Consider the following 16,796-nt stretch of genomic DNA (forward strand, 5'->3'; position numbering starts at 1 on the left):
GACCACAAAATCTGTGGTCAACCTTGATCGTTGATCAATCCTCGCGCTTTACCACCAGCGTCAGAATGTCATAGCTGGCCACCAGCTCACCCAGCTGGTTGGTGACTTCCACATCCCACGCCACCACCCCTTGCGGGATGCCCTGCGGGCTCTTCTTGCCCTGGTCGATCTTGCGTTTGCAGGTCAGGCGCGCCTGGATGGTGTCGCCGATGCCCACCGGGTTGATGAAGCGCAGGGTGTCCAGGCCGTAGTTGGCCAGGACCGGGCCGACGCCAGGGGATACGAACAGCCCGGCCGCCGCCGACAGCACGAAGTAACCGTGGGCGATGCGTTTGCCGAACTGCGATTCCTTGGCCGCGATGTCATCGAAGTGCATGTAGAAGTGGTCGCCCGACAGGCAGCCGAAGTTCACCAGGTCCGCCTCGGTGACGGTGCGACGGTGGGTCAGCAGCGATTCGCCGATCTGCAGGTCCTGGAAGTGGCGACGGAACGGGTGCACCTCGGTTTCGATGACCTTGGCCCCGCGCACGTATTCGCCGGTGACCGCTGCCAGCATGGTCGGCGAACCCTGCACCGCTGCGCGTTGCAGGTAGTGTTTCACCGCACGCAGGCCGCCGAGTTCTTCACCGCCGCCGGCACGACCCGGGCCACCGTGCTTGAGTTGTGGCAGCGGCGAGCCGTGGCCGGTGGATTCACCGGCGCAGTGGCGATCCAGTACCAGCAAACGCCCGTGCAAGGCGGCCGCGACCGGAATGGCTTTGGCGGCGATTTGCGGGTCCTTGGTCACCAGGCTGGCCACCAGGCTGCCTTTGCCGCGCGCGGCCAAGGCCAGGGCTTCATCCAGATCGTCGTAGGCCATCAGGGTGCTGACCGGGCCGAACGCTTCGATGTCATGGGCACCGCCCTCGGCGTGCGGATCGCGGGCTTGCAACAGGGTCGGGGCGAAGAACGCGCCCTTGTCGACATTTTCACCACGGGGTTCGAAGCCGTCGCGGGCGCCGAACAGCATGTCGCTGCTCTGCAACAGGGCTTCCAGGCGTTCGGCCACGTCTTTCTGCTGGTCGTGGGAAGCCAGTGCACCCATGCGCACGCCTTCCACGGAAGGATCGCCAACAACCACTTTGGCCAGGCGATCACGCAAGCGGGTAGCCACGGCGTCGATGTGCTTGGCCGGGACGATGGCGCGCCGGATGGCGGTGCATTTCTGCCCGGCCTTGGTGGTCATTTCCCGGGCGACTTCCTTGATGAACAACTCGAATTCTTCATCGTCCGGGGTGACGTCCGGGGCGAGGATCGCACAGTTCAGCGAGTCGGCTTCGGCGGTGAACGGCACTGAATTGCGGATCAGGTTCGGGTTGACCCGCAGCTTGGCCGCGGTGTCGGCGGAACCGGTGAAGGTCACCACGTCCTGGCCTTGCAGGCGGTCGAGCAGGTCGCCGGTGCCGCCGATGATCAGTTGCAGGCTGCCCGCCGGGAGAAGGCCGGACTCGTCCATCAGGCGTACCACGGCTTCAGTCAGGTAGCTGGTGGCGCTGGCCGGTTTGACGATGCATGGCATGCCGGCGAGGAAGCTCGGGGCGAATTTTTCCAGCATGCCCCAGATCGGGAAGTTGAAGGCATTGATGTGCACCGCCACGCCGCCGCGCGGCACCAGGATGTGGGTGCCGGCGAAGGTGCCCATTTTGCTCAGTTGCAGCGCCGGGCCTTCGTGGACGACGTTACCCGACGGCAATTCACGGGCGCCGAGGCTGGCGTAGGTGAACAGGGTGCTGTTGCCGCCCTCGATGTCGATCCAGCTGTCGGCACGGGTCGCGCCGCTGTGGTGGGAAATCGCGTAGAGCTGTTCCTTGCGTTCGCTCAGGTACAAGGCCAGGGCCTTGAGGCGCTGGGCGCGTTGCTGGAAGTCCAGCGCCATCAGGCCGCTGACGCCTTGGCGACGACCGTGCTCGATGGCTTCGGCAAAGTCCGGGCGCTCTTCGTGGGTACGGAAGATTTCATGGCCATCGAGGGCGCTGCGCAGGACTTGTGCGCCTTGTTGGCCGATCCAGCGACCGGCGATGAAACTCTGCAGGGTAGGGGCATGCAGTGTAGGTGAGGAGGACATCACGATTGCTCCTGAGTGTGAAAAGTCTGGGCGCGGCCACAACCGCCCCCTTGCGGAATTACCAAAGCGCCAGGGTGTAACCGACGATCAATCGGTTCTCATCGAGGGCGGTCGTCAAGCCATTGCCGGAGCGGAAGGTCACGTTGCGCCAGCGCAGGCTGACGTTCTTCAACACACCGCTCTGGATGACGTAGCTGATATCGCTGTCGCGCTCCCATTCGCGCCCGTTGTCGACGGTGCCTGCCTTGACGTGGCGCCCGTCGGTGTAGCGGGTCATGAAGGTCAGGCCGGGAATGCCTTGTGCGGCGAAGTCATAGTCGTAGCGCAACTGCCAGGAATCTTCTTCGGCGCGGGTAAAGGTGTTGAAGGTCACCAGGTTGACCACGTAGGGATCGCCGCCGTTGAGGAACGGAAAGGCGCTGTCGCCGGACAACTGCTGGTAGGCGGCACTGACCTTGTGGGCGCCCTGGGACAGGGTGAACATGCTGTTGAAGTTGCGGTTGTCGATGCGTCCGGCCTTTTCCGCGCCGTCGCCGCGGCTGTCGAAATAACGCAGGTCGCTGCGCAGGTTGAAACCGTTGCCCAGGGGCTGGGTATGCACCAGCCCGACGAATTGCTGGCGGTATATCTGCTCGAGCTTGCCGTAGTAATAGCTCAGGTTCAGTTGCGGACTGAACGCGTAGCTGCCGCCGCCGAAGTCGAAGTGATCGCTGCTGGCGGCGGCGTAGCCGATGTCGTCGTTGCTCGACGAGTCGCGCAGGTTGGCCTTGGTCAGGCGTCCGGCATTGAGCGTCAGGCCGTCGATTTCCTGGCTGGTCAGCAAGCCGCCTTCAAAGGTCGAACTGAGCAGGCGGGTGTCGTTGTAGCTCACCACCGGCAGCAAGGGTTGCAGGGTGCCGAGTTTCAGAAGGCTTTTGGACACCCGCATCTTGCCGGTCAGGCCTAGCTCACTGTAGTTGTCATCGGGTTCATGGCTCTGCGGGCCAAAGGGCAGCAGCCCGGTGCCACGGCGATCCGGGCTGGAGTCGAGCTTGATCCCCAGTTCCCCCAGTGCGTCGAGGCCAAAACCGAAGGTGCCATTTGTGAATCCGGATTCGACACGCGCAGTGAACCCCTGGGCCCATTCTTCGGCCTTGGATTGCGGCGCGTTGTCCTGACGGAAATCGCGATTGAGGTAGAGGTTGCGCATTTCAATACGGGCCTTGCTGTCGCCGATGAAGTCGGCCATGGCGCTGGGCGCGAACAGGGGCAGACTCAATGCGGCGGCGAGCGAAAACAGTGATTCACAAGATGCGTTACGTGCGGGCTTCATTATTTTTATTCCCTGCCAATAGTCAGTGATTGCTGGCGCCGGAGGCACCGATACCGGTCATCGAGCGGATGAACTGCGCCAGATAACGGCCGCGTTCAAGGGCTGCGCGGGGCGAGGTGTCGGTGACGGAAAACAGCCATGCACTGAAGAACGCCAGGCTCATGGAGAACAGCGCCGGGTTGGAGTAGGGGAACAGTGCCTTGTCGTGATGCATCACGTTGACCCACACCGCCGGGCTGAGCACCAGCAGGACAATCGCTGAGACAAGCCCGGACAGGCTGCCGATGACGGCGCCGCGGGTGGTCAGGCCTTTCCAGTACATCGAAAGGAACAGCACCGGGAAATTCACCGACGCGGCGATGGCCAGTACCAGACCGGACAGGAAGGCGATGTTTTGCGATTCGAACAACAGGCCGAGGATGATCGCCAGCACACCGATGCACAGGGTGGCGATTCGCGACACGCGCATTTCCTGCGCCTCGCTGGCCTGCCCCTTGCGCATCACGCAGGCATACAGGTCATGGGACACCGCCGAGGCGCCGGACAACGCGAGCCCGGCGACTACCGCCAGAATCGTGGCGAAGGCGACCGCCGAGATGAAACCAAGGAACAGGTTGCCGCCTACCGCGTGGGCCAGGTGCACGGCGACCATGTTGCCGCCGCCGATGATTGCGCCGCTGGCGTCACGGAACGCAGGATCGGTGCCGACCATGACGATGGCGCCGAAGCCGACAATGATTAGCAGCAGGTAGAAGTAGCCGATGAAACCGGTGGCGTAGAACACGCTTTTACGCGCTTCCTTGGCATCGCTGACGGTGAAGAAACGCATCAGGATGTGCGGCAGGCCGGCGGTGCCGAACATCATGCCCAGCCCCAGGGAAATTGCGTCGACCGGATTGGACAGCAAGCCGCCGGGCGCCATGATCGCGTCGCCCTTGGCATGCACGGCGGTGGCGCCGGCAAACATCGCCTCAGTGCTGAAGCCGAAATGCTTGAGCACCATGAACGCCATGAAACTGGTGCCGAACAACAGCATCACTGCCTTGATGATCTGCACCCAGGTGGTGGCAAGCATGCCGCCGAAGGTCACGTAGAACACCATCAATACACCGACCAGCATGACGGCGTAGAGGTAGTCGATGCCGAACAGCAATTCGATCAGCTTGCCGGCGCCGACCATCTGCGCCACCAGGTACATCAGCGCCACGGTCAAGGTGCCGAAGGCCGAGGTCAGGCGCACCGGGGTTTGCTCCAGGCGGTAAGAGACCACGTCGGCAAAGGTGTATTTGCCGAGGTTGCGCAGGCGTTCGGCAATCAGGAACAGGATGATCGGCCAGCCGGCCAATACGCCCAGTGCGTAGAGCAGACCGTCGTAGCCATTGAGGAACATCATCGCGGAAATGCCGAGGAACGAGGCTGCCGAGATCATGTCGCCGGCGATCGCCAGACCATTCTGGAAGCCGGTCATGCCACCACCGGCGGTGTAGAAGTCGCTGGCAGAGCGGGTGCGCAAGGCAGCCCAGCGTGTCACGCCGAGGGTGAACAGGACGAACACCAGGAACATGCCGATGGCGTTCCAGTTCAGTGGTCGCGAAGCGCCGTCGGCGGCCACCGCAAAATCGGTGACCACCGCCAACGGCAGCAGGAACAGCGCGAGAAGGCGGCTCATCGGGCGCACTCCTGCTTGAGTTTTTCATTCAGCGGGTCGATCACGTTGTTGGCGCGATAGACATAGAAACCGGTCAGCGCAAAGGCCAGTACCACGATCACCACACCCACCAGCATGCCAACGGTGGTCACGCCGCCGCTGAGGGACTGGCCGAGGGTAGAAGGGGAGAAAGCCACCAGCAGCACGAAGCCGTAATAGATCACCAGCATGGCCAGGCTCAGTGACCAGTACAGCTTCTGCTTGCGGCGAACCAGCTGGATGAAATCCGGGTGCTGGCGGATGAGTTCTATTTCCTGGGGTGTCATGAGGCGCGCTCCTTTGTTGTTTTTGTTTTGAGTGAAACAGAGTTTTCGGGTGGATCACCGGACCCCCTGTAGGAGCTGGCTTGCCAGCGAAGGCGGCCTGAAAACAAACGGTGATCTCAAGGGCCTCTTCGCTGGCAAGCCAGCTCCTACAGGGGGGGGTGTTGCTCTTTAGAGCTGGTCGAAATCCAGAACGACCTTGTCGCTGATCGGGAAGGCCTGGCACGACAGCACATAGCCCGCGGCCACCTCGTAGTCTTCCAGGGCGTGGTTGCTGTCCATTTCCACTTCGCCTTCGATGACCTTGCACTTGCAGGTCGAGCACACGCCGGCCTTGCACGAGTAGGGCAGTTCGGCGCCCTGGGCGTTGCCAGCGTCGAGAATGCTCTGGCTGTTGCGCGGCAGGTCGAAGGCCAAGGCACGGCCGTCGCTGATTACGGTGATCTGGCTGACCGCCGCATCCACCTGGCGCGCCGCCTCGCGGGCTTCACGTTTCTGCTGGCTGCCGGCGGCGGCGAACAGTTCGAAATGGATGCGCCCAGGTTGCATGCCCTTGGCCTTGAGGCTGTCGCGCACGGTCTCGGTCATTTCCTGCGGGCCGCAGATGAAGGCGGCGTCGAGGGCCTTGACGTCGAGCCAACGGCTGAACAGCTGCTCGCATTTCTCGGCGTTGATCCGGCCGTTGTACAAGTCCACATCCTGCTGCTCGCGGCTGAACACGAAGATCAGGTTCAGGCGTTGCAGGTAGCGGTTCTTCAGGTCTTCCAGCTGTTCGCGGAACAGTGCGCCGGAGCTGGAGCGGTTGCCGTACAGCAGGGTGACGCGGCTGTTGGGCTCGGTTTGCAGGGTGGTCTTGATGATCGACAGGATCGGCGTGATGCCGCTGCCGGCCGCGACGGCCAGGTAATTACCGTGGCGAGCGGGGTCGAGTTCCACGCTGAAATGCCCGGCGGGCGGCATCACCTCCAGGCTGTGTCCGGCCTTGAGCTGTTCGTTGGCAAAGGCGGAAAAACGCCCGCCGGCCACACGCTTGATGGCGACCCGCAGTTCACCGTCGTTGACCCCGGTGCAGATCGAATAGGAGCGGCGCACTTCTTCGCCGTCCAGTTGGGTGCGCATCACCAGGTGTTGGCCCTGGGTGTAATGAAAGCTGTCTTGCAGGTGCTGCGGAATCTCGAAGGCGATGGACACCGCGTCACGGGTCTCGGTGCGCACGTCCTTGATGGTCAGGCTGTGAAATTTGCTCATTGTTGTTCTCCAGCTGGGTCGGCCGATTCGCCGCTCAGATGCACTTGAAATAGTCGAACGGTTCTCGACAATCGACGCAGCGATACAGCGCCTTGCACGCGGTTGAACCGAATTCGCTGAGCACCTCGGTGTGGACGCTGCCGCATTGCGGGCAGACGACCCGCGGGCTCTCACCGAGCAGGCTGCGTTTGCTGGTACTGCCTTCGGGCGGTGCGATGCCGTAGGCGCGCAGGCGTTCGCGGCCGCTGGCGCTGATCCAGTCGGTGGTCCAGGCCGGGGTCAATTTGCGCTCCAGTTGCGGCGCCTTGAATCCGCCGAGTTCCAGGGCCTGGCGGATATCGCCCTCGATCACTTCGGTGGCCGGGCAGCCGGAGTAGGTCGGCGTGACCACCACGTGCAAGTGACCCGCCTGCCAGTCCAGGTCGCGGACGATGCCGAGGTCGACCACGCTGACCACCGGCACTTCCGGGTCCATGACTTCGGACAGGATCGCCCACGCGGCGGCCAGGTCGGACGGTTGAGCCGGCCGGGCGCCGAGGTCGCTGGCGATCAGCTCACCAGGTTGCATCGGGGTACGCTCGGGGCAGGAACTGCATTTCGGCCAGCAGGATGCCCAGGTGTTCGCTGTGCAGGCCCTTGCGCGCATTCAGGTAGAAATAGCTCGGCGCGGACGGCACGGGCAGGGTGGCGCTGGTGAAGATCTGGTTGACCTTGGCCTGCCACTGCGCGGCGACGCTGGCGATGCCCGGGGTGATGCCGGCTTCGCACAGGCGTTGTTCGCTGTCATCGGCAGCGATCAGTTCCACGGTGAAGCGCCAGACTTCGGGGATGGCCGCGAGCATGCGCTGGTGGCTTTCCTCGGTGCCGTCACCCATGCGCTCGATCCATTCGCCGGAGCGGCGCAGGTGGTAGGTGACTTCCTTCACCGCCTTGGCAGCGATCCCGGCAATGCGTTCGTCGCTGGACTGGCTCAGGCCCTGCAGCACCGGCAGATGCCAGGCGTCATAGAGGAACTGCTTGAGCATGGTCACCGCGAAGTCACCGTTGGGTTGTTCCACCAGCAACAGGTTGCGATAAGCGCGCTCGTCACGACGGAACGCCAGGTGATCGGCATCGCGGCCGTCGTCCAGCAGTTCGCCGGCGTAGTCCAGCCAGTTGCGCGCCTGGCCCACCAGGTCGAGGCCGACGTTCATCAGCGCCAGCTCTTCTTCCAGGGCCGGCGCCTTGCCGCACCACTGGCACAGGCGCTGGCCCTGGATCAGGGCGCTGTCACCGAGGCGCAGCAGGTATTCGATCAGATCAGTCTTGTTGTTCATGGTTGACCTCACATGTGCCCGACTTCGGCCGGCAGCTCGTAGAAGCTGGCATGGCGGTAGACCTTGTCGTCCGACGGATCGAACAGCGGGTCTTTTTCATCCGGGGAGGAGGCGGTGATCAGCTTTGAGGGCACCACCCACAGGCTTACGCCTTCGCTGCGACGGGTATAGAGCTCGCGAGCGTTCTCGATGGCCATGGTGGTGTCGGCGGCATGCACGCTGCCGACGTGTTTGTGGTTGAGGCCGTGCTTGCTGCGCACGAAGACTTCGAAGAGGGTCCATTCGGACATGGCGGTGTCTCCAGATCAGGTGGCCGAATCAGGCGGCGTTCTTGTTTTGTTTTTTGCGGGCGTGGGCGACGGCGGCTTCACGAACCCAGGCACCGTCTTCAATCGCCTTGCGGCGGGTGGCGACGCGTTCGGTGTTGCACGGGCCGTTGCCCTTGAGCACTTCGTAGAATTCGCTCCACTGGATTTCGCCGAAGTCGTAGTGGCCGCGTTCGGCGTTCCACGCAAGGTCCGGGTCGGGGCAGGTGCAGCCCAGCAGTTCCAGCTGCGGGATGGTCTGGTCGATGAAGCGCTGGCGCAGTTCGTCATTGCTCTGGCGCTTGATTTTCCAGGCCATGGATTGCGCGCTGTTCGGTGAGTGTTCGTCGCTCGGGCCGAACATCATCAGCGACGGCCACCACAGGCGGTTGATCGCATCCTGGACCATGTCTTTTTGCGCCTGGGTACCGTGACGCATCATGGTCAGGAGGATTTCGTAGCCCTGGCGCTGGTGGAAGCTCTCTTCCTTGCAGATGCGCACCATGGCCCGGGAGTAGGGGCCATAGGAGGTGCGCTGCAGCACCACCTGGTTGACGATCGCCGCGCCATCCACCAGCCAGCCCACGGCGCCCATGTCGGCCCAGTTCAGCGTCGGGTAGTTGAAGATGCTCGAGTACTTGGCCTTGCCGCTATGCAGCTTGGCGATTTCTTCATCACGGTCGGCGCCCAGGGTTTCCATGGCGCTGTACAGGTACAGGCCGTGCCCGGCTTCGTCCTGGATCTTGGCCATCAACTGCAGTTTGCGTTTGAGCGTTGGCGCGCGGGTAACCCAGTTGCCTTCCGGGAGCATGCCGACGATTTCCGAGTGGGCGTGCTGGGAGATCTGCCGGATCAGGGTCTGGCGGTAGGCATCTGGCATCCAGTTCTTCGCTTCGATCTTGATTTCTGAATCGATTTTCTCCTGGAAGGCGCGTTCCTCATCGGACATCTCCGAGAGGTCTTTGATGCGCTTGACGCCTGTTTCTACGAGCTGTGCGTACATGGGGGGTCTCCCGCCGTGATTCTGTTGAAGGCATGGAGAACTTTATAAGCGATACAGAAATTTATATCAAACACAAAATGACGTGTCGTATTTAATTTTTGTATCGCTTTTGGGTTGAGCGGTCCTTCATGAAGCACCGTTCCCCTGTAGGAGCTGGCTTGCCAGCGAAAGCGGTGGGGCAGTCGGCAAATGTATCGACTGGACGGATGCCTTCGCTGGCAAGCCAGCTCCTACAGAGAGGGGGTGTCTGTTTTCATGAAAAAAGCCAAAAAAAAGCCCCGCAAAAGCGGGGCCGTAAGGGGTGCAGCAGTCATGCTTTAGGGCGTTTGTCCATGACGTGGCAAGCCTTGCCCTCGGAACGCTTGATCGAATGGAACGGCTGCAAGACGATCCGCGAACTGATGCCGATATACGTCTTGATGTGCTTGCTCAGCTCCCCGCAAACCGCCTTCTGCTGTTCATCGCTCAGGTGCTGATGCTCTGCCTTCAACTCGACATGTACATCCACGCTGTCCAGGTTGCCATTGCGATACAGATGGATCTCGTAGCACTCGGCAAGTTGTTTGACTTTCAGCACCTGCTCCTCGATCTGCGTCGGGAACACGTTGACCCCGCGGATGATCAGCATGTCATCGCTGCGCCCGGTGATCTTGTCGATACGCCGCATCGGCCGCGCAGTGCCTGGCAGCAGGCGCGTCAGGTCGCGGGTGCGGTAGCGGATCATCGGCAGGGCTTCTTTGCTCAGGGAAGTGAACACCAGTTCGCCCATTTGCCCGTCCGGCAGCACTTCGCCAGTGATCGGGTCGATGATTTCCGGGTAGAAGTGGTCTTCCCAGATCGTCGGGCCGTCCTTGGTTTCGGCGCATTCCATTGCTACGCCCGGGCCCATGATTTCCGAGAGGCCGTAGATGTCCAGGGCGGTGATGCCCATGCGCGCCTCGATGGCGCTGCGCAGTTCGGCGGTCCATGGCTCGGCGCCGAAGATGCCCAGGCGCAGGGCCAGCTTGTGCGGGTCGATGCCCTGGCGCTCGATTTCGTCGGCGATGTTGAGCATGTAGGACGGCGTGACCATGATGATGTCCGGCTGGAAATCCTTGATCAGCTGCACTTGTTTTTCGGTCTGGCCGCCGGACATCGGGATCACCGTGCAACCCAGGCGTTCGGCGCCGTAGTGCGCGCCGAGGCCGCCGGTGAACAGGCCGTAGCCGTAGGAGATGTGCACCTTGTCGCCACGTCGGCCACCCGCCGCGCGGATCGAGCGCGCCACCACGTTGGCCCAGGTGTCGATGTCGTTCTGGGTGTAGCCGACCACGGTCGGTTTGCCGGTGGTGCCGCTGGACGCGTGCAGGCGCACCACGTCATGCATCGGCACGGCAAACATGCCGTAGGGGTAGTTGTCGCGCAGGTCGGACTTGGTGGTGAAGGGGAATTTCGCCAGGTCGTCGAGGGACTTGATGTCGTCCGGGTGCACGCCCAGCGCATCGAAGCGCTGACGGTACAGCGGCACATTGTTGTAGGCGTGGTTCAGGCTCCAGCGCAGGCGTTCCAGCTGATGCTGGCGCAGCTCGTCGATGCTGGCGGTTTCCAGCGGGTCCAGCACGGGATCCAGCACGGCTTGGGCAATTGGCATGTTCATGTGTTCACTCGAATTGTTTTTGTGTTCCAGCCCCTGCATGCAGGGACTTTGAGTGCATGCCCCAAGGATACCTCTCGGCTCCCCGGGAATCGCGATTCTTTAGTGGGGTAGACGCTCGATGATCAGCGCGATCCCCTGGCCGACACCGATGCACATGGTGCACAGGGCGTAGCGGCCATTGCGTTCCTCTAGTTCATGCAGGGCGGTGGTGACCAGGCGTGCGCCGCTCATGCCCAACGGATGACCCAGGGCGATGGCGCCGCCGTTGGGGTTGACCCGTGGGTCGGTGTCGCTCAAGCCCAGTTCGCGCAATACCGCCAGGCCCTGGGCGGCAAAGGCTTCGTTGAGCTCGATGATGTCCATGTCCGCCAGGCTCAGGTTGGCCACTTCCAACACCTTGCGCGTGGCCGGTACCGGGCCGATGCCCATGATGCGTGGCTCGACACCGGCGGTGGCCATCGCCACGACCCGGCCACGGGCGGTCAGGCCGTGGCGTTTGGCGGCTTCCGGGCTGGCCAGCAGCAGCGCGCAGGCGCCGTCGTTGACCCCCGAGGCGTTGCCGGCGGTGACGCTGCCGCCTTCGCGGAACGGCGTGCCCAGTTTGGCCAGTTGCTCAAGGGTGGTGTCGCCGCGCGGATGCTCGTCGTGCTCGACCACTTTGGCCGGGCCTTTGCGCTGGGGTATTTGCACCGCGACGATTTCCCTGGCCAGCCGCCCATTGGCCTGGGCGGCAGCAGCGCGCTGCTGGCTGCGCAGGGCGAAAGCGTCCTGGTCGGCCCGGGAGATGTTGAACTGTTCGGCGACGTTCTCCGCCGTTTCCGGCATGGAGTCGATGCCGTAGGTTTTTTTCATCAGCGGATTGACGAAGCGCCAGCCGATGGTGGTGTCGAAAATCTCGGCGGCTCGAGAAAATGCCTGCTCGGCCTTGCCCATCACCATTGGTGCGCGGGACATCGATTCGACGCCACCGACCAGCATCAAGCCGGTTTCGCCGCTGCGAATCGCCCGGGCGGCAGTGCCGATGGCGTCCAGTCCGGAACCGCACAGGCGATTGAGGGTGGTGCCCGGTACGCTGACCGGCAACCCAGCCAGCAGTGCCGACATGCGTGCGACGTTGCGGTTGTCTTCGCCGGCCTGGTTGGCGCAGCCGTAGATCACATCATCGACAGTGCTCCAGTCGACTTGCGGGTGACGGCGCAGCAGCTCGCGCAACGGCACCGCACCGAGGTCGTCGGCGCGCACGCTGCTCAGGACTCCGGCGTAGCGACCGATCGGCGTGCGAACTGCGTCGATGATCAGGGCGTCATTCATTGGGGGTCTCCTGCACCAGCACCGAGCCGCGCACTTTGTAGGATTTGCCGTGGAACAGGGCGATCAACTGGCCCTGCTGGTTTTCGATGCGTACGTCGTAGTTGCCGGTGCGCCCGGAGCGGCTCTGCTCGATGCAATCGGCAGTCAGCGTGTCGCCCAGGCGTGCCGGGGCGATGTAGTCGATGCTGCAGCCGATGGCGACTGTGGCTTCGTTGTAGCTGTTGCAGGCAAAGGCGAATGCTGAATCTGCAAGGGCAAACAGAAAGCCGCCGTGGCAGGTGCCGTGGCCCTGCACCATGTCGGCACGCACGGTCATGCCCACACGGGCGCAACCGGGGGCCGCGGACAGCAGGCGTATGCCCATCGCCTGGCTGGCGGCGTCGCGCTGGAGCAGCGTTTGTGCACAGTTGACGGCCAGGTTCATCGCTTCATGGTTAGTCATGGAATATTCTCCCTTCGGCGACGCGTCGGCGCAGCAGCAGCGACGGCCGGTAGCGTTCTTCGCCATAGGTGGCTTGCAGGTTTTCCAGCACGGTCAGGATCTGCTTGAGCCCTATGGCGTCGGCCCAGGCCAACGGGCCTTGGGGGTAGTTGACTCCGGCGCGCATGGCCAGATCGATGTCGGCCGCCGAGGCCACGCCTTGCAGCAGGGCATCGGCCGCTTCGTTGGCCAGCATCGCCACGGTGCGCAGGACGGCGAGGGCAGGGCTGTCGCTGAGCAGGCTGACCTTGAGGCCGGCGCGTTGCAGCAGGGCGATACCTTGTTCCAAGGCCAGGGGATCAATGCCCGCCGCGTAACTGATGGCGATGCGTTGGGCCTGGGTGTAATCGAGGGTCAGGTCCAGCAGGATCAGGTTGCGCAGGCCGTCTTCCCTGGCGCGCTGACACGCCATGCGCCCGTCGCTCAAGGCCAGCACTGCGTCACCAACCCGCAACAAGCCGCGGCCATCGCGCTGGATGACGTCGAGGCCTTGCTCGCGCAGACGAACCAGCAAACCTCGGGCGATGCCCAGGTCGCCTTCGGCAATGCACACCTGGACATTCGCATCGCTGCCGATCTCGGCGGCTGGCGGACGCTCGGCCCCTTGGGCATAGCTGTAGAAACCTTGGCCGCTTTTGCGCCCCAGGCGCCCGCCGTCCACCAGCTCTTTCTGGATCAGCGAAGGCAGGAAGCGCGTGTCCTGGTAATAAGCGTCGAACACCGAGCAGGTCACGGCATAGTTGACGTCATGGCCGATCAGGTCGGTCAGCTCGAACGCACCCATGGCAAAGCCGCCGGCCTCGCGCATCAGCGCATCCAGCGTCGCGCAATCCGCGGCGCCTTCCTGGAGCATGCGCAGGCTCTCGGCATAGAAAGGCCGGGCCACGCGGTTGACGATGAAACCCGGGGTGGAGCGGGTGTGCACCGGTTTTTTCCCCCAGGCTTTGGCGGTGTCGTACAGGCACTCGGCCAAGGCCGGATCGCTGGCCAGGCCGCAGACCACTTCCACCAGCGGCATCACCGGCGCCGGGTTGAAGAAGTGCAGGCCGAGCAGGCGTTGTGGGTGATCGAGCTGCGCGGCGATGCGGGTGATCGACAGCGACGAGGTATTGCTGGCGAGGATGCAGTGCTCGCCGCAGATCTCTTCCAGTTGGCGGAACAGTGCGCGCTTGACCTCGAGGTTTTCGACGATGGCTTCGATGATCAGCGCGCAATCGGCCAGGGCTTCGATCGCTTCCACGGCGTGCAGGCGGGCAATCGTCGCACTGCGCGATTCGGCGGACAGCTTGCCGTTCTCGACCCGTTTGCCCAGTTGCCGGTCGATGCCGGCAATGGCCTGGGCGGCCGCGCCGGGACGATTGTCCAGCAGAAGCACCGGATGCCCGGCCTGCGCTGCGACCTGGGCAATGCCGGCGCCCATGGCGCCGGCGCCGATCACGGCGATGCGTGCAGAAGTGTTCAGTGCGCTCATGACTCAGCGTCCCTTGAAGCTTGGGTTGCGTTTTTCCATGAAGGCGCCGACGCCCTCGCGATAGTCGTCGCTGCGCCCGGCCAGGCGTTGCAGGTCACGCTCCAGTTCCAGCTGTTCATCAAAACTGTTGCTCATGCTGGCGTTCAGGCTGCGCTTGATCAGCGCCAGGCCGTAGGTTGGCTGGGTGGCCAGGTGTTGCGCCAGTTTCAGGGCTTCAGCGCGCAGTTCGGCGTCTTCCACGCAGCGATAGATCAAGCCCCATTGCTCGGCCTGTTCGGCCGTCAGGCGATTGCCGAGCAGGGTCAGGGCCTTGGCGCGGGCCATACCGACCAGGCGCGGCAGGGTCCAGGTGCCGCCGGAGTCAGGGATCAGGCCGATCTTGCAGAATGCCTGGATGAAGCTGGCCGAACGCGCTGCCAGCACCAGGTCGCAGGCCAGCGGAATGTTCGCGCCGGCACCGGCGGCCACGCCATTGACCGCGCAGATCACCGGCATCGGCAGGTCGCGCAACTGGCGGATCAGCGGGTTGTAGAACTTTTCGATGGACTCGCCCAGGTCCGGCACGGCGCTGCCCGGCGCGACATTGCGGTCGCTCAGATCCTGGCCGGCGCAGAAACCACGACCTTCGCCGGTCAGCAGCAGCACGCGCACGTCGGGGTTCTGCCGCACTTGCTTGAGCGCTTCCTTCACTTCGCCATGCATCTGGGTGTTGAAGCTGTTGAGCTGGTCCGGGCGATTGAGGCTGAGCAGGGCGACGCCGGCCTCGATGGAAAACAGGATGTGTTCGAAGTTCATGGTCTTGGCGCTCTCTTGGCGGATCTCGAATTCAGTGATTACTGGCCGGCGAAGGTCGGCGTGCGTTTTTCCTGGAAGGCGGCGATGCCCTCGTCGCGATCGCGGGTGCCGGCCAGCACGGTGAAGGCGTGACGCTCGAAACGCAGGCCGCTGGCCAGGTCGGTGTCCATGGCCTTGAGCAGCGCTTCCTTGGCCAGGCGTACCGCCAGCGGTGCCTTGGCGGCGATGTTGCGAGCGATCTGCAGGGCGCGATCGACGGTGAATTCCGGCTGGGTGACTTCGCTGACCAGGCCGGCGCGCTGGGCCTGGCGGGCGTCGATCGGCTCGCCGGTCAGGACCATCTGCATGGCCATGGATTTGCCGACGGCGCGCAGCAGGCGTTGGGTGCCACCCGCGCCGGGCATGATCCCGAGATTGATTTCCGGCTGGCCGAAGCGGGCGTCTTCACCGGCCACGATGATGTCGGCGTGCATCGCCAGTTCGCAGCCACCGCCAAGGGCGAAGCCGTTGACAGCGGCGATCAATGGTTTGTTGAAGCGAGTAATGGCCTGCCATGAGGCCTGGCGCGGGTCGTCAAGGATGCCGACCAGGTCGCGCTCGGCCATTTCCTTGATGTCGGCACCGGCGGCGAAGGCTTTGCGACTGCCGGTCAGGACCACGGCACGGGTCTCGGGGTCGGCTTGGGCAACGCTCAATTCGTCAGCCAGTTCGCCCAGCAGCTGGGTATTGAGGGCGTTCAGCGCTTGCGGGCGCTGCAGGGTAATCAGGCGAACACCTGGCTCGATGAATTCGACGGCAAGGGTTTGAGGCATGGCGGATGCCCTCACGGAGCGCTCGGCGGTGATGCCGGCTTGTTATTGGATCGGCTGCAAGGGGCCGGTTTTGCCGGAGTATACCTACAACGTGATACGCAAATGCAATAACAAAATAGATTTAATGTGTCTTATTTTTGTGCGGTCAGCTGTGATCCTGTAATGCCGTATCGTCGTGTGTGGTGGGTTTATCCCCTATTTCATTGGGTTTTACGGCGGTTTTTACAGCGCGGCGCAGGTCGTCGGAAAACCCTCATTCAAGTGATACGCTTTTTTGTCTTTGTGAATGTAAAAGCGATATGATACAAAACAAGTCAATATCTGCATCGCTTTGTGAAGGAAGCTGCCATGACCTGCTACAGCCTTGATGGCCTGACCCCGGTGGTTGACCCGAGTGCCTATGTGCATCCGTCCGCCGTGTTGATCGGCGACGTGATCATCGGCCCCCACTGTTATGTAGGGCCGCTGGCCAGCCTGCGCGGTGATTTCGGGCGGATCGTGCTGGAGGAGGGCGCCAACATTCAGGACACCTGCGTGATGCACGGCTTCCCCGACAGCGACACGGTGGTGGAGCGCAACGGTCACATCGGCCACGGCGCGGTGTTGCACGGTTGCCGGATCGGCGCCGACGCGCTGGTGGGCATGAATGCGGTGGTGATGGACAACGCGCGCATCGGACCAAGGTCCTTCGTGTCGGCGGCGGCCTTCGTCAAGGCCGGTTTCGAATGCCCCGAGCAGTCTCTGGTGATGGGCGCGCCGGCCAGCGTCAAGCGCACCCTCAGCGATCAGGAAGTGGCGTGGAAACAAGCGGGCACCCGCGAGTATCAGCAACTGGCCAGGCGGTGCCTGGAGCAGATGCAGGTGTGTGAACCGTTGGCAGAGCCGGAGCCGGGTCGGCCGCGGATCAGTGACAGTGGGTTGCGGCCCAAGGGCAGCGGCCAGTGAATGCAAAACTTCCCTGTGGGAGCGAGCCTGCTCGCGAAAGCGGCGGGTTAGTCACCACAGATGTTGGATGTCAGACCGATTCGCGA

16 protein-coding genes are annotated in these 16,796 nt (G+C 63.2%); 1 reads left to right on the top strand and 15 read right to left on the bottom strand.

Annotated features, from left to right (window positions below; translation table 11 throughout):
- Positions 1 to 34: 34 nt before the first annotated feature.
- The 15 genes from paaZ to paaF form a co-directional block, all read right to left on the bottom strand.
- Positions 35 to 2,104: a phenylacetic acid degradation bifunctional protein PaaZ gene (gene paaZ, locus BKX96_RS30350; protein WP_077186269.1), complete on the bottom strand. Its 2,070-nt coding sequence runs from the start codon at positions 2,102 to 2,104 to the stop codon at positions 35 to 37.
- A 58-nt stretch (positions 2,105 to 2,162) separates the two neighbouring features.
- Positions 2,163 to 3,416 (bottom strand): OprD family porin, encoded by a 1,254-nt coding sequence (locus BKX96_RS30355; protein ID WP_077186270.1) that lies wholly within the window; start codon positions 3,414 to 3,416, stop codon positions 2,163 to 2,165.
- Between the two features lie 22 nt (positions 3,417 to 3,438).
- The gene (locus BKX96_RS30360; protein WP_077186271.1) at positions 3,439 to 5,085 is read right to left on the bottom strand and encodes a cation acetate symporter; all 1,647 of its coding nucleotides are present in this window, start codon (positions 5,083 to 5,085) and stop codon (positions 3,439 to 3,441) included.
- The gene (locus BKX96_RS30365) at positions 5,082 to 5,390 is read right to left on the bottom strand and encodes a DUF485 domain-containing protein (protein ID WP_046817846.1); all 309 of its coding nucleotides are present in this window, start codon (positions 5,388 to 5,390) and stop codon (positions 5,082 to 5,084) included. The genes BKX96_RS30360 and BKX96_RS30365 overlap by 4 nt, the downstream gene beginning before the upstream one ends.
- A gap of 168 nt (positions 5,391 to 5,558) precedes the next feature.
- Complete coding sequence (gene paaE, locus BKX96_RS30370) at positions 5,559 to 6,635, bottom strand: 1,2-phenylacetyl-CoA epoxidase subunit PaaE (RefSeq protein WP_077186272.1); 1,077 nt, start codon at positions 6,633 to 6,635, stop codon at positions 5,559 to 5,561.
- Between the two features lie 34 nt (positions 6,636 to 6,669).
- A complete protein-coding gene (gene paaD / locus BKX96_RS30375; RefSeq protein ID WP_077186273.1) occupies positions 6,670 to 7,203 on the bottom strand; it encodes a 1,2-phenylacetyl-CoA epoxidase subunit PaaD in 534 nt (177 codons plus the stop codon).
- Entirely contained in the window at positions 7,190 to 7,951 is a 762-nt protein-coding gene (gene paaC / locus BKX96_RS30380; RefSeq protein WP_077186274.1) for a 1,2-phenylacetyl-CoA epoxidase subunit PaaC, read from the bottom strand. The genes paaD and paaC overlap by 14 nt, the downstream gene beginning before the upstream one ends.
- Positions 7,952 to 7,959: 8 nt before the next feature.
- Entirely contained in the window at positions 7,960 to 8,241 is a 282-nt protein-coding gene (gene paaB / locus BKX96_RS30385; RefSeq protein ID WP_020795551.1) for a 1,2-phenylacetyl-CoA epoxidase subunit PaaB, read from the bottom strand.
- Between the two features lie 28 nt (positions 8,242 to 8,269).
- Entirely contained in the window at positions 8,270 to 9,259 is a 990-nt protein-coding gene (paaA, locus tag BKX96_RS30390) for a 1,2-phenylacetyl-CoA epoxidase subunit PaaA (RefSeq protein ID WP_077186275.1), read from the bottom strand.
- A gap of 310 nt (positions 9,260 to 9,569) precedes the next feature.
- Positions 9,570 to 10,895 carry a phenylacetate--CoA ligase PaaK gene (gene paaK, locus BKX96_RS30395; RefSeq protein WP_046817904.1) on the bottom strand — a complete coding sequence of 442 codons (1,326 nt, stop codon included), beginning with the start codon at positions 10,893 to 10,895 and terminating at the stop codon, positions 9,570 to 9,572.
- A 99-nt stretch (positions 10,896 to 10,994) separates the two neighbouring features.
- On the bottom strand, positions 10,995 to 12,206 hold the full coding sequence (gene pcaF, locus BKX96_RS30400; protein ID WP_077186276.1) for a 3-oxoadipyl-CoA thiolase: 1,212 nt from the start codon (positions 12,204 to 12,206) through the stop codon (positions 10,995 to 10,997).
- The gene (paaI, locus tag BKX96_RS30405; protein WP_077186277.1) at positions 12,199 to 12,648 is read right to left on the bottom strand and encodes a hydroxyphenylacetyl-CoA thioesterase PaaI; all 450 of its coding nucleotides are present in this window, start codon (positions 12,646 to 12,648) and stop codon (positions 12,199 to 12,201) included. The genes pcaF and paaI overlap by 8 nt, the downstream gene beginning before the upstream one ends.
- Positions 12,641 to 14,158, bottom strand: a complete 1,518-nt coding sequence (gene paaH / locus BKX96_RS30410) for a 3-hydroxyacyl-CoA dehydrogenase PaaH (RefSeq protein ID WP_046817853.1) — start codon at positions 14,156 to 14,158, stop codon at positions 12,641 to 12,643. The genes paaI and paaH overlap by 8 nt, the downstream gene beginning before the upstream one ends.
- 3 nt (positions 14,159 to 14,161) lie before the next feature.
- Entirely contained in the window at positions 14,162 to 14,953 is a 792-nt protein-coding gene (gene paaG, locus BKX96_RS30415; protein WP_046817854.1) for a 2-(1,2-epoxy-1,2-dihydrophenyl)acetyl-CoA isomerase PaaG, read from the bottom strand.
- A 38-nt stretch (positions 14,954 to 14,991) separates the two neighbouring features.
- On the bottom strand, positions 14,992 to 15,765 hold the full coding sequence (gene paaF, locus BKX96_RS30420; protein WP_077186278.1) for a 2,3-dehydroadipyl-CoA hydratase PaaF: 774 nt from the start codon (positions 15,763 to 15,765) through the stop codon (positions 14,992 to 14,994).
- A 348-nt stretch (positions 15,766 to 16,113) separates the two neighbouring features.
- Between paaF and paaY the strand changes: the two genes are divergently transcribed.
- Positions 16,114 to 16,710 (top strand): phenylacetic acid degradation protein PaaY, encoded by a 597-nt coding sequence (gene paaY / locus BKX96_RS30425; RefSeq protein WP_077186279.1) that lies wholly within the window; start codon positions 16,114 to 16,116, stop codon positions 16,708 to 16,710.
- Positions 16,711 to 16,796: the final 86 nt, after the last annotated feature.

This window comes from Pseudomonas putida (genome assembly GCF_001976065.1).
Lineage (GTDB): Bacteria > Pseudomonadota > Gammaproteobacteria > Pseudomonadales > Pseudomonadaceae > Aquipseudomonas > Aquipseudomonas serbica.

Coding starts and splice junctions, on each gene's coding strand:
- paaZ (WP_077186269.1), bottom strand. CDS start 2,104: ATGTCCTCCTCACCTACACTGCATGCCCCTACCCTGCAGAGTTTCATC.
- BKX96_RS30355 (WP_077186270.1), bottom strand. CDS start 3,416: ATGAAGCCCGCACGTAACGCATCTTGTGAATCACTGTTTTCGCTCGCC.
- BKX96_RS30360 (WP_077186271.1), bottom strand. CDS start 5,085: ATGAGCCGCCTTCTCGCGCTGTTCCTGCTGCCGTTGGCGGTGGTCACC.
- BKX96_RS30365 (WP_046817846.1), bottom strand. CDS start 5,390: ATGACACCCCAGGAAATAGAACTCATCCGCCAGCACCCGGATTTCATC.
- paaE (WP_077186272.1), bottom strand. CDS start 6,635: ATGAGCAAATTTCACAGCCTGACCATCAAGGACGTGCGCACCGAGACC.
- paaD (WP_077186273.1), bottom strand. CDS start 7,203: ATGCAACCTGGTGAGCTGATCGCCAGCGACCTCGGCGCCCGGCCGGCT.
- paaC (WP_077186274.1), bottom strand. CDS start 7,951: ATGAACAACAAGACTGATCTGATCGAATACCTGCTGCGCCTCGGTGAC.
- paaB (WP_020795551.1), bottom strand. CDS start 8,241: ATGTCCGAATGGACCCTCTTCGAAGTCTTCGTGCGCAGCAAGCACGGC.
- paaA (WP_077186275.1), bottom strand. CDS start 9,259: ATGTACGCACAGCTCGTAGAAACAGGCGTCAAGCGCATCAAAGACCTC.
- paaK (WP_046817904.1), bottom strand. CDS start 10,895: ATGAACATGCCAATTGCCCAAGCCGTGCTGGATCCCGTGCTGGACCCG.
- pcaF (WP_077186276.1), bottom strand. CDS start 12,206: ATGAATGACGCCCTGATCATCGACGCAGTTCGCACGCCGATCGGTCGC.
- paaI (WP_077186277.1), bottom strand. CDS start 12,648: ATGACTAACCATGAAGCGATGAACCTGGCCGTCAACTGTGCACAAACG.
- paaH (WP_046817853.1), bottom strand. CDS start 14,158: ATGAGCGCACTGAACACTTCTGCACGCATCGCCGTGATCGGCGCCGGC.
- paaG (WP_046817854.1), bottom strand. CDS start 14,953: ATGAACTTCGAACACATCCTGTTTTCCATCGAGGCCGGCGTCGCCCTG.
- paaF (WP_077186278.1), bottom strand. CDS start 15,765: ATGCCTCAAACCCTTGCCGTCGAATTCATCGAGCCAGGTGTTCGCCTG.
- paaY (WP_077186279.1), top strand. CDS start 16,114: ATGACCTGCTACAGCCTTGATGGCCTGACCCCGGTGGTTGACCCGAGT.